Raw genomic sequence first — 13,727 nt, forward strand, 5'->3', positions numbered from 1 at the left:
GCCTTTGTGGTTCGGGTTCATCTGGTTGTAGCTTGGGGGGCGGGCCCTCCCAACACCCCTCCCCGAACCCCGGCCCGCTGCGCGGGGGGGGGGCTGGGGTGCGGTCGCCGGACTGTCGAACCAGCGGTGGCGCTGCGCGCAGGTCACCGCCACTGCTGGTAGCCGCCCCCGTTCAGCTGGTTGAAGTAGGGAGTGCCGTTGGACATGCTGTCCAGGACCAGCCCGGTGGCCGCCTGCTTCAGGATCCAGCCCGAGCCGCCCCAGCTGTGGTACCACCGCTGGTAGCCGCCGAAGTTGCAGCCCATGGCGTACATCGAGGTCCCGTTGCCGTCCAGGCAGTTGCCGGACGCGGAGTCCTTCAGCGACCACGTGCCGTCGCCGTTGTCGATGATCTGCCAGGACTGGTAGCCGCCACCGTTGCACCCACCGGTGTAGACGGAACTGCCGCTGGAATCGAGGCAGTTGCCCGTCGCGGTGTTGGTGAGGCTCTGGACGTTGCCGCCGATGTTCCACACGGAGCCCTGGGTGCCGTAGAGGACGACGTTCCCGTCGGTCTGCACCACCAGGTTGTTCGCGCCCTTGTCGGCGGTCCCGCTGGTCCAGAGCGGGGTGCCGATGACCTGGCCGGTGGCGTTGACGGTCGGCGCGCTCGGGTAGACGGCGAGGTTGCCGTCGTTCTGGGCGACCAGCACGGCGCCCGGGTGGCCGCCGGTGTTGGAGGACCAGATCGGCGTGCCGCTCTTCTTGGTGACGACCAGGTTTCCGTCGCCCTGCCAGACCAGGTTGTCGACCGGACCGCTCCAGGTGGCGCCGGTCGACGCCGGGTAGAGGGTGTTGTCGAAGAGCAGCGAGGCGGCACCCGACGGGGCGGCGGCCGAGGCGCCCGCCTGCAGGTAGCAACTCGCCGTGGCGGCCGAGATGTCGTGCCCGGCGTCCGCGCTGCGCGCCGCGAAGGCGTACAGGTGGCCGCTGGTCAGCGCCGGGGTCACCGTGGTGCTGCCGGTGCCGACCGAGCCGGCCGAGCCCGCCTGGCCGAAGACCAGCGGCTGGGTGGCCGGCGGGTTGGTGACGTCCCGCAGGTCGAAGTCGGCGTGGACGCCGGAGCCGGACACCGTGGCCCCGAGCACGGCGGTGCCGGTGCCGACCGTGGCCGGGTGGGCCGGGTCGGTGCTGCAGGCCGTGACCGTGGTGCCGTCACTGCTGGTCAGCGCCGTGGGCGCGGTCAGCGGGCTTGCCTGGGTGAAGCCGGTGTTCTGGTAGAGCCAGAGCACCTGATCAGCCGTCAGCGACTGCTGGTAGAGCCGGGCGTCGGCAATTCCGCCGGTGAACTGGTTGGCGATGGTGCCGCCGCGGTTGCCGGCGCCGATCATCAGCGCGCCGCCGGTCTTGCCGGCGCTGTTCCACGCGGAGGTGGTGCTGCCGGTGCCGGCGAGCTTGCCGTTGACGTAGATCCGGATGGTGCCGGTGCTCGCGTCGAAGGTGCCGACCAGGTGGGTCCAGGCGTTCAGCGACACGGCCGAGGGCGCCGCCGCCGCCCAGGTCCAGCCGGGGCTGCTGGTGTCGTTGGTGGGCATCACCATGGCCCAGGAGTGCTGCACCAGGTCGTAGTCCAGGTAGAAGGACTCCATGCTGGTGCCGGCCTGGGCGAGCACGAAGTGGTAGGTCGTGGTGTCCGCCAGCTTGGCCCACGCGGCTGCCGAGAACGACTGCGACGTGTCGACCACCGGCGTCGCACTCAGGCGTCCGAAGCCGGCGAAGGCGGCGTAGCCGCCCGGGGCGAGCGAAGTGGCCCCGCCGGCCGTGGCCGGAGACCCGCCCGGCGTCCCCGAGTCCGCTGCGGACGTCGGGCCGTCGGTGAACCTCCACCGACCGGCCAGGCCGGTCGTCGGGTCTCCGGTGCTGGTGTAGATCTGGGTGATCTCGGCCTGCGACAGGACCCGGTTGTACAGGCGCACGGCGGTGAGCCCGCCGTTGAACGCGTTGCTCGGCACGCCGATCTTCGAGTTGCCGATCATGAACGGGCCGGGCGCCGTGAACGGGGTCGGCCAGGTGTCCTGCCGGGTGGTCTGCAGCACGCCGTTGACGTAGAGCTGGAGCTTCTTGCTGGGCAGGTCGAAGGTGGCGACCAGGTGGTACCAACTGCCGGCCTGGACCGAACCGGGCGCGCCGGCCGCCGAGTACCAGGCGCTCGGGCTGCCCGTGTCGGCGTTGATGGTGTTCAGCGCCCAGGACTGCAGGTTGTGGTCGTAGCCGAGCCAGAACCCGTACCCGTTCGCGCCGGTCTGCGAGGCGACCGGGTAGTACGTGTTGAGGTCGGTGAGCCTGGCCCACGCGGTGACGCTGAACGACTGCGCGGTGTCGACGATTTGGCCGCTGGTGGCGACCGACTCGTTGATGCCGCCGTCGAAGAGGGCGGAACCGCCGCGATCCGTGCTCCAGCTGACCGGACCGTTGAGGGTGGCCGGGTGGTTGTTGCCCGAAGCGTCGGCGGTGGCGGTCGGGGCGCTCTGGCCTTCGTTCAGTTTCCACTCACTGACCGGCCCGGTGGTGGGGGCGGTGCCGGTGGCGTAGGTGGTGAAGTGGCACAGCGGGCTGAAGACCGACGCCGCGCCGTTCGCGTCGACGGTGCGGACCCGCCAGGCATAGGTGTGGCTGGGGGACAGCAGCGGGGTGGTGATGCCGACCGTGCCCGCGCCGTTGACGGTGGCGCTGTCCGAGCCGGCCGCGCCTGCGGGGAGGGCCAGTCCGCCGGCCGTGGTGTCGGTGATCTCGAACTCACCCTTCACCGCCACCGTTGGGTCGGCGTCGGCGACGATCGCCTGCAGCTTCGGGGTCAGCGAGTTGACGGTCCCGTAGGGCCCGTTCGGCAGGCAGCCCGGGCCACTGGGGTTGGTCGCGGCGGGGACCGTCGCGCTCGGGATGCCACCCGGCGAGATGACGGGAGGAAGCGGCTTGCCCAGTTGGACGTAGTCGAGGTTGGTGATCTCGTACGGGTTGAGCGCCCGGTCGAAGAGCTGGAGGTCGTCGATCTGGCCGGTGAAGTAGTTCCAGCTGTTGCCGTTCCACGCGGCCGGCCAGCCGTAGTTGTTGTAGACGCCGGCGCCGATCATCGCCATCGGGTCCACGTTGGCGATCTGGCCGTTCAGCGAGCCGACCTGATGCCCGTCCAGGTAGAGGATCTGGACGGTGTTCGCGCCGGTGAGCGCGACGTGGTGCCAGGTGCCGTCGTTGACCGCGCCGGTGGAGGCGATGCCGGGCACGGTGTTGTTCCAGAAGTGGCCGTACAGCTTGCCGTCGGTGCCGACGTAGAGCACGGGCATCGCGGCGCCACTCGGGTTGGCGGTGCCGGGAACGGAGTTGCCGGTGGAGAACAGGGTGCCGGACCCGGTGGTCTTGAACCAGAGCGAGACGGTGAGCGTGTTCGAGGCGGAGACCAGGTTGTTGGGCAACTGGATCGCACCCGTGCTGCCGTCGAACCGCGCGGCGCCGCCGTCGTGTTCGTTGGTGCGGGTCACGCCGCCGATGATGGTGCCGTTGTTGCCCAGGCCGGAGGTGTCGACCTCGGTGCTGCCCTGCCAGTCGGTCTGGCCGTTCGGCAGCGTGGCGTTGCCCAACTGCCAGTTCAGGAAGGCGGTGTGGGCAGCGGAGTTCTTGGTCCAGGAGACGTCGGAGAGGTTGACCGGGGTGCTCGCCAGGCTGAAGGCGCCGCTGCTGTTCCGCTGTCCGGTCCAGACCACGAGGCTGCCGCCGGGTCCGGAGCCCCACAGGTCGGAGAACAGGTCTCCGTTCAGGTCGCCGGAACTGCCCAGGATCGGGTTGGCGGCCGGGGTCATGCCGGTCATCAGGACGGTGGCGCCGTGGTCGCCGCCGAGCGCGCCGAGGTCGATGCTGCCGTCGCCGTTGTGCAGCGAGGCGAACTGGTAGACGGTGCCGGTGGTGCGGTCACGGGTCCACAGGTCCGGCAGCCCGTCGCCGGTCGCGTCTCCGGGCGTCAGGAGGTCCTGGTTGCCCCAGTCGAAGCCGGTGGTGCCGCTCGGCGCGGCGGTGCCGATGTTGATCCCGGCGCCCAGCGTGTTGACCGTCTTGTACGGGTACAGCCACAGGGTGTTGCCGCCGGTGCCGTCCGCGTTGACCGGGCCGACCGCCAACAGGTAGGTCGGATTGCGGGAGTTGCCGCTGTACGGGGTGCGCGAGCCGCCGGGGTAGGTGGCGGTGGTGCCGCCCTGGTCGGGCCATCCGACGGCGGCGATGGAGCCCGTCCTCGACCAGTCGCAGCTGCAGCCCGGTTGCGTGGGGAACGAGATCTGCTGGGCCGTGTTGAACTGGCCCGCCCCGTTGTTCAGGTAGAGGTACAGGTTCGGTGCGCCGGCCCGGTGGGCGAAGAGGTCGTCCGTGTAGAGGCCGTGCATGGAACCGTGCGCCGTCACCTGGAAGTTGTTCCACCCGGTGCCGTCCGGACTCTGGAAGACGGTGTTGCCGGGCGTGGAGGCGGGGCTGTGCGCCGCGGCCAGGAGGCCGCCCGAGGCCGGTCCGGTACCGGGCTGGTAGATCCGCAGGTCGCCGTCGGGGGTCGGGGTCAGAATGTCCGGCACGCCGTCCCCGGTGACGTCGCCGGGCGCGGGGTGGGCGTCGGGGTTGTCCGGGACGTAGAAGCCGTAGACGAACGGGGACGCCGAGAAGTTGCCGGCCCGGTCGACGGCCAGCACCCGCAGCACGTGGGTGCCCCAGGTGGGACTGGCGATCGGGATCGGGGCCTGGCCCGAGCCGTTGGCGAAGGTGACGCTGGAGCCGTTCTCACCGCCCGTGCAGGTGCCGCTCGTGGTGGGCACGCTCATGTTCGGGTTGTCGAGGGTCCACTCGTAGCACCAGATGCCGGACGGGCCGTTGTCGGTGTCGGTGATGTTGATGGTGCCGGGGGTGCTGTCGCCGGCATAGATGATCTTCGAGCCGTCGGTCCGGACCCCGCCGGGGATGAAGCTGCTGGGTGTCCCGGTGTCCAGCTGCGGCTGGTTGGGCGAGTCGAAGTCGGTGGTGAAGTAGCAGGTCGGGCCGGGCGAGCTGGTCAGGTAGCCGTCGTTGGCCGTGGCGTACCAGCTGTACTGGGTGGCGTCGTTCAGCGAGGCCTGGAAGCTGGTCGCCGAGGTCCTGCTACCGGGTGCGGGGCTTCCGTTGAGGTAGAAGGCCGCACTGAGAGCTTGGTTGGTGTTGCCGTCGGAGTAGGTGGGGGACGACACGCCCACCGACAGGTTCGCCTGGTGGTTGTTGTCGGCGTTGCCGAGCCAGTACGTCGGCCCGTTCGGGCCGGGACACGTGTTCGCACCGCCGGTCCCGTGCGGCCATGGCGTCGTGCTCGGGCCGGTGACCTGCGGCGGGAGGTCGTAGGTGATGTCCCAGGCGGTGTGGTTGGTGGTGGCGACCCGCACGAAAGAGCTGGAGTCCAACTCGTTGCTGTTGAACAGGCCGACCACGAGGTTGGGATAGCCGTGGTTCAGGGCGTTCTGGACGACGGAGGTCATGTCGAACTCGATCGGTGCCGGCGGGAACATGGTGGTCGCCCAGGTGGTGACCGAGGAGACTGCGGCCGGGGGCATGTCCTGGCAGGTGCCGCTGCTGATGTCCCAGGTGCAGGCCTTGTTGGCCCAGGTGGTGGCGGGGCTGATGGCGCTCGCCGGGAAGGCGCGGATGCTCGACGTGTGGGAGCCGGCCACTGCGGAACCCGAGACGCTGGCGTAGAACTTGCCGCGGCCCGGCAGGACGTACGCGCCGGAGTTCTGCAACTCGGCCGGGAACTGCACGTCGAGGAAGGCCCGTTCGGTGCCGACGCACTCGGCGGCCGAGGTCTGCAGGCCCACCCCGGGGTCAAGGTGTTGGTTGTCGCGGGGCGCATCGAAGTTCGGGTTGACGTGCACGTTGGGGTCCGAACACGACTGCTCCCAGGTCCAGTGGTTGACCCAGTTGCCGCTGGTCGGCGTCACCGTGGGGTCGATGTAGACCGGGTAGCTGATGCCGGGCCCGCCCAGCACACCGGGATCGGGAACGATGCTGATACCGGACTGGTCGGCGTGCAGGGGAAGTTGGGCGGTCTTCGCACCGGAGCCCGGCTGGTGTGCGGTGGAGGGCTCGTTGTTCTCCTGGGTGGTCGCCGCAGCGTTCTTGGGCTTGGCAGTGCTGGAGTCCCACATCCTGGCCGGCGGTGAGGTGAACACCGCCTTCCCGGAGGCGTCTTCCGCCCGCATGCTCCCGCTGCTGTCCGTCGACAGCCGCAGGTCCTTGGTGGTCGTGCCGAGGCGAAGGGTCTTGAGGGCGGGGTTGGCCGCCGCCGCGGCGTCGTGCACGATCAGCACGTCCTCGAAGCCGCCGAGGTTGTCGACGGTGACCTGGAGGTCGACGCCGGGCAGCACGGAGGCGTAGAGCGCGGTGTCCCCGGAGAGGGTGGGCTTCGGCAGCGCCGTCGGCCAACTGAAGCTCAGTCGGGCGCCGTTGTTCTCCAGCGTGGCCAGCGGGGTGTTGCCACCTCCGGAGAGGGAAATCGCCGATTCGACAGCCTTCGCGGTGACGGTTCCGTCGGAATTCGCCACCAGGGTGGTATCGACCGGAGTCCAACCGTCCTTCGTCTTCACCCGGCTCGGTGCGACGTCCGAGGTCCAGGTGAAGCTGCCGTCAGGATTCGCGGTCGTCCGGGAATTCTCGGTGGTCAGCGAGTCGACCACGACCGGCTTGTGATTCTTCGTTGCTGCGGTCCGCCCCTGTTCCATGGCGTGCAGCCGGGCCGTGGTCGCGGGATCCGGCTTCGCGGTGGGCGCGGGGTGGGGGGAGGCATCACCCCGGGTGGCCCCAGCGGTGCCGGTGGCCTGCTGCGATGCCGGTCCGTTTGACGGCGAATCGGCACTCGGCGTGCTCTTCCCGGAGGCTGCTGACGGTGCGACAGTTGTCGGCAGTGCGGATGCTTGGCCGGTGCTGACGGATATCGCCGTCAGGCAGCCGAGTGCGCCTGCGACCAGCCTGAGCCAGGCCGTGCGGCTTTTCGATGGGGTCATGCGCTGGAGGCTAGAGAGTCCGCGCCCGGGAGAAGAAGCAGTCCGGGGTGGGCCGTTTGGCATGTTGTTGCCAGAACAGCGGGTCCGACAGCCTTGAGGGCATTGTTCGCGCGCCGTTAACTTCCGCACGAAGCCTTGTAGTCGTGTGATTTCAGTGTGCCGTGGAGGCCATGGTGGGTGGGGTTCGAGGGCGCGGCAGCGGCCTCTTCCGAGGAGGGGCGCCGCGGGCGCGCCGGGGTGGGGTGCTGCTCCTCACGGCAGCACTGGTGGGGTCGCTGGTCGGTGCGGCGCCGTCGCTGCCGCTGGCAGCGGCCAAGCCGGGCAAGCACCAGGTCTGGTCGCCGAGCGCGCTGCCCAAGGCCCCGTCGGTGCCCGGCAAGCCCGCCGGCTCGCGCGGTGCCCCGCACCCGAGCGCGGCGACGGTCCCGCAACCGCAGGCGGCCGCGGCGGCCGCCCCGGTGTGGCCCGCGACCGGGGGCATCCAGGTCGACACCACCGCGGCGAAGCCCGACGCACCGGTACGGGCCGGGAACTCCCCGGTGTGGGTCGCCGCGGCGCACGGCCGGCCACCTGCCGCCGCAGCCGCGGCGGGTGTGACGAGCCCCGACGCCGGGCCCGCTCCCCAACTGCCGGCCAAGGTCTCGGTCCAGCCCGCTTCGCAGGCGCAGGCCAAGGCGGCCGGCATCGCGGGCGTCCTCGTGTCGGTGACCCGCGCCGACGGCTCGACAGGATCGGGCGCGGTGCGGATCGGCCTGGACGACAAGGACTTCGCCCAGGCGTACGGCGGCAGTTGGGCGAGCCGGTTGCGGTGGGTGCAGCTGCCCGGTTGTGTGCTGACGACCCCTCAGAATCCCGACTGCCGACGCCAGACGCCGCTCGCCACCCAGCGGAACGCCGCGACCGGCCGCCTGGAGGCGGACGTCGCACTCGGTGGCGCGGCGCCCCGTGCCACGTCCGACTTCGCCGTCCCCGACGCGGCGAGCGCGCCCATGGTAGTCCTCGCCGCGACCGCGGCGCCCGCCGGATCCACCGGCTCGTTCACCGCGACCTCCGTCAAGTCGTCCGACTCCTGGGGCACCGACGGGAACACCGGCGGCTTCAGCTACTCCTACCCGATAGCCGTTCCGCCGGCGGTCGGTGGTGCGGCGCCGAACGTGTCGCTCTCCTACGACTCGGGGGACGCGGACGGACAGACCGCGGCGGCCAACAACCAGACCGGCCAGCTGGGCCAGGGCTGGTCCTGGGCACCCGGGTTCATCGAGCGCTCGTACATCCCGTGCGCCAGCGACAACCAGCCCTACTCGCCGGACCTGTGTTACGGCAAGCAGAACGCGACCCTCAGCCTGGCCGGGCACTCCGGCACCCTGGTGCTGGACGACACCAGCAAGGTTTGGAAGATCCAGGGCGACGACGGTACCCAGATCCAGCAGTTGTTCGGCGACCCGTTCGGCGCCAACGGCGACCACGACGGTGAGTACTGGGTGATCACCACCACCGACGGCACCCGCTACTACTTCGGCGCCGGCCACGTCCCGACCGGGACCGGAAAGGGGGCGGCCTCCAACTCGGTGTGGACGGAGCCGGTCTACGGCGCCGACGCCGGCACGCCCTGTCACGCCGCGACCTTCCTCGCCTCGGTCTGCACCAAGGCCTGGCGGTGGAACCTGGACTACGTCCTGGACACCGACAACAACCTGACCTCCTACCAGTACGCGACCGAGACCAACTACTTCACCACCGGTTACACGGACACCGCGAACGGCTCGCTCACCTCCTACGTGCGCGGTGGCTACCCGGTCTCGATCTCCTACGGCCAGTCGCTGGCCGAGGCCGCGGCCGGCTCCCAGCCGGCGGCGAAGGTCGGCTTCACGGTGGCCGAGCGCTGCCTGGCCGGGGCCACCGCCTGCAACCCGGCGAACCTGTCGAGCAACGCCACGACGGGCAACTGGCCCGACGTACCGTCGGACCAGATCTGCGCCTCGACCGGGCCGTGCTCGAACTACTCGCCGTCCTTCTTCACCACCAAGATGATCACGCAGGTGTCCACCCAGGCGCTGGTGAGCGGGAGTTACCTCCCGGTCGACTCCTACCAGCTGACCTACCAGTTCGCCGATCCGAACGACACGCCCGGCCGGGTGATCGACCAGACCGGCAAGGCGCTCTGGCTCTCCTCGATCCAGCACACCGCGACCGACGGCCAGAGCGCGCTGAGCACCGCGCCCGTGGTCTTCTACCCGACGGAGCTGGACAACCGGGTCGCCGGGCTGAGCGCCAACGGCACCGCGATGCCGCCCTTCCGGCACCCGCGGATGTGGATGATCAGCACCGAGACCGGTGAGACGACCACCGTCAACTACAGCAAGCCGCAGTGCAACAACGACAGCTCGCTCGGAACGGTGGCGATGCCCAGCGCCCCGGGCACGGACACCATGCTCTGCTTCCAGCAGACCTGGGTGCCCAAGGGGATGGCGCCGGTCGCCGACTGGTTCAACAAGTACGTCGTCACCTCGGTCGTCACCTCCGCCGGCAAGAGCGGTCTGACCAGCTCCGCCTTCGGCACCAGCTCGCCCGACCACGTCACCAGCTACACCTACGGCGGCCTGCCCGCCTGGCACACCAGCGACAACGAGCTCGACTTCACCCCGGGCAGCACGCCGACCTGGGACCAGTTCCGCGGCTACCCGCAGGTGACCACCACCACCGGTGACCCGAACTCCGCTGATCCGCTGACCAAGACCGTCGCCAGCTACCTGCGCGGCATGGACCAGGACCTGACGATCACCTCGGCGGGCGCCTCCTCGAAGCCGCTGGTCTTCGTCACCGACTCGCTCGGCGCGACGGGCAGCCAGGGCATCCAGGACGACGTCGCGCTGGCCGGCACCCTGCTGGAATCCGATGAGTACCAGGGGAGCACGGTGGTCTCCAAGACCGTCACCGTGCCGTGGCTCTCGGGCCCCACCGCGCAGCACGCCCGCCCCACCGGCAACCTGCCCACGGTCCGCGCCCGGATCCACGGCGTGGCCTCCACCCAGACCGCGCAGTTGCTGGCCGGCGGCGGGTGGCGCACCGGCAGCAGCGTCTACACGCACGACGCGCTCGGCCGCCAGACCACGGTGGACGACCGGGGTGACGGCACCTCAGCCGCCCCCGAAACCTGCACCACCACCAGCTACACCGCCTTCACCAACCAGCCGCAGTGGCAGAGCTTCCCGTCCGAGAAGCTCACCGTGACCGGCGGTTGTGCCACCGCGCCCTCGGCGACCACCACGATCAGCGACACCCGTACGTTCTACGGGCCCGCCACGCCGGGCACCGGCGCCTCGGTGCCGACGGTCGACGGCAGCGTGCCGCCGGACGTGCGCTTCACCCAGGTCATCGACCACTACGACACCAGTGGCAACCCGGTCTACGTCACGACCTCCGCGTCGGCCTACGACGGCTACGGCCGCGCCACCACCGTCACCGACGTGCCCACCGGGCAGGCCACCACCACCGCCTACAGCCCCGCCACCGGCGCGCTGCCCACGTCGGTCACGGTGACCAACGCGGCGGGCTGGTCGTCCACCACGACCATGGACCCCGCGCGGAACCTGCCGCTGCACAAGGCGGACGCCAACGGCCGGGTGACGGACGAGACCTACGACGCGCTGGGCCGGCTCACCGCCGTCTGGACGCCGGACCGCAAGAAGGCGACCCAGACCCCGACGAAGAAGTTCTCCTACCTCGTCCCGACCTTCACCCCGAGCACCCCGCAGCAGGCGGGCGGCCCGACCACCCCGATCGTCGTGCAGACCGAGACCCTGCGGGAGGACGGCAGTTACGCGGAAGGCTATGCCTTCTACGACTCGATGATGCAGTCGATCCAGACACAGACGACGGCGGCGGACGCCTCGGCCAACGGCTGGATCTTCACCGACACCGACTACGACTCGCACGGCTGGGCCCGCGGCGCGCACCAGCCGTTCTACAACAACACCGCGCAGGCCGGGGTGGCGCAGAACTTCGCCGACGCCTCGGTGCCCGGGTCCACCACGACCGTCTACGACGGGCTCGGCCGGGCGCTCTCCACCACCTTCTGGGCGCACGCCAACCCGCAGTGGAAGAGCTCCACGGTCTACCGCGGCGCGGACGAGACCGACACCAATCCGCCGGTCGACCTGACCGGCGGCGCCACCGCGGCCACCGTGGCCGGCCCCGTCAGCGTGCCGCCCACCACGGCGATCACCGATGTCCAGGGACGGACCACCGAGACCTGGGTCTACCACCAGGGCGTGACCACGGCGACCGGCAACCGCTCCGACGCCGACGTCACCAGCTACGGCTACACCCCGGCCGGTCAGCGCGCGAGCGTCACCGACCCGACCGGTCGCAACACCTGGACCTGGAGCTACGACCTGCGCGGCCGCCTGGTCTCGCAGTCCGACCCGGACGCCGGCACCTCGTCCACCTCCTTCAACGCCAAGGGCCAGGTGGACCACACCGTGGACGCCCGCGGCCAGGCGATCTACTTCGCCTACAACGACCCGCTGGGCCGCAAGACCGCCGAGTACGCCAATGCGGCGAACGGCCCGCAGCTCGCCGCCTGGAGCTACGACGGCCAGGCCAAGGGCTACCCGAGCAGTTCCACCCGCTACAGCGGCGGCGCCACCTACACCAGCTCCGTCACCGGCTACACCGCGGACTACCAGCCCACCGGCAGCACCCTGACGATCAGTGCGCCGGGAGCCAACGCGGACGCGCCGTTCAACGGCACCTACCAGACCAACCAGGGCTACACGCCGGTCACCGAGCGCCTGGACCACACCGACTACCCGGCCGCCGGGCCGCTGCCCGCCGAGACCGTCTCCTACCAGTACAACGCCAACGGCCTGCTGCTCTCGGCCGGCGGCACCTACGACTACCTCACCCAGCAGAGTTACGACTACCTCGGCCGGGCGGTCCGCACCACGCTCGGCGACATGCCGCTGCAGGCCGTGCAGACCACGATCTTCGACGACTCCACCGGCCGGCGACTGACCGACATCTACGACAAGGAGAACGGCTCGGCGTCGGTCGACAAGGTCGGCTACCTGTACAACCAGGCCGGGAAGATGACGGCGGTCACCGACACCCCGGACAGCGGTCCGACGGACACCCAGTGCTTCGGCTACGACTACGCCGGCCGGCTTGCGACGGCGTGGAGCGACACCGGCACCCGGACCAGCGGCGCCGCGCCGGCCAGTGCCGTCGCCTCGCTGACCGCCAATTCGCCGGTCTTCTCGGTCGCCGGCATCGGTGGCTGCCTCAACGGCCAGAACCCGCCGACTGCCGGTACGGCGAAGTACCAGATCGGCGGCCCGGCCCCGTACTGGACCAGCTACAGCTACGACCAGATGGGCGACCGGCTCTCCGACGTCACCCACGACGTGACCGGCACCACCTCGCGCGACACCACCCGCAGCTACGCCTACCCGGCGGCGGGCAGCGCCAGGCCGCACGCCTCCACCGGAACGACGGTCACCACCGGACTGTCCGTCAGCAACGACAGCTACCAGTACGACGCCGCCGGAAACACCGTCACCCGCACCCTGGGCGGCGGGGGCGGGCAGCCGGCGGCCAACCAGACGATCACCTGGGACGCCGAGGGCCACCTCGCCTCGGTCGCCGACCAGACGAGCGGCAAGAGCACCAGCTACCTCTACGACGCCGACGGCACGCTGCTGATCCAGCGCGACGACAACGACACCACCCTGTACCTGCCCGGCCAGGAACTCCACCTCGACCCGCACACCAAGGCCCAGACCGGCAAGCGGTTCGTCGGCACCCCGTCCGGGGCGGTGGCCGTGCTGTCCTCCAACGGCACCCTGGACTACGAGTTCACCACTCCGCAGAACACCGGTGCGATCGACATCGACGCGACGACGCTCAACGTCCAGCGGCGGTACTACGACCCCTACGGCAACCTGCGCAACCCCGCCGGCACCGCGCCGACCAACTGGCCCGACGCCCACGGCTACCTCGGCAGGCCCCAGGACACCACCACCGGCCTCGACCTGCTCGGCGCCCGCCAGTACGACTCCCGGGCCGGCCGCTTCCTCTCCGTCGACCCGGTCTTCGAGCCCGGCGACCCCGGCCAGAGCGGCGGCTACTCGTACGGTGCCGACGACCCGGTCGACTCGGCGGACCCGACCGGCCTGGCAGCCTGCAACGCGGCCTGCCAGATCCGCCAGGACGACGACGCCACCGCGAAGGAGGTGGCGTACGACCAGTCACGCGCCAACCAGGCGGAGCAGAAGGACGAGGACAAGTGCCACTCCAACAACTGCTTCAGCCAGACCCGGAAGAACTGGTCCAACAGTGACTACGCGGCCCAGCAGCTGAAGGAGGCCGACGAGGCCCAGGCCGCCGAGGCGCACCGCGAGGAGCTCTACAAGCAGCGCGCAGCCGCTGCGGCAGCCGCCGCGGCCGCCGCCAAGAAGAAGCACCACGGCGTGTTCGGCGCCCTGAAGAGCGCCGCGAGCTTCGCCTACCACGCGAGCGGCGCCGCGGACGTGGTCGGCTGCGTCACGGACCCCTCGGTCGGCGGCTGCATCCAGGCTGCCATCACCGTCGGCAGCGTCATCGGGACCGGCGGCGAGTCGGTCGCGGCGGAGGCCGCGGTCTACCTCGGCGAGAACCTGATCAAACACGAGGCCACCACCGCTGCGGAGG

2 protein-coding genes are annotated in these 13,727 nt (G+C 70.5%); one reads left to right on the forward strand and one right to left on the reverse strand.

Features of this window, described 5'->3' with window-relative positions; all coding sequences use genetic code 11:
* Positions 1 to 143 precede the first annotated feature (143 nt).
* Positions 144 to 6,710 (reverse strand): LamG-like jellyroll fold domain-containing protein, encoded by a 6,567-nt coding sequence (locus ACFW1A_RS29530; RefSeq protein WP_380413996.1) that lies wholly within the window; start codon positions 6,708 to 6,710, stop codon positions 144 to 146.
* 569 nt (positions 6,711 to 7,279) lie between these two features.
* Here ACFW1A_RS29530 and ACFW1A_RS29535 point away from each other — a divergent pair.
* On the forward strand, positions 7,280 to 13,727 hold a 6,448-nt coding region (locus ACFW1A_RS29535; RefSeq protein ID WP_380413998.1), incomplete at its 3' end, for an RHS repeat domain-containing protein.

This window comes from Kitasatospora sp. NPDC058965 (assembly GCF_042741245.1).
GTDB lineage: Bacteria > Actinomycetota > Actinomycetes > Streptomycetales > Streptomycetaceae > Kitasatospora.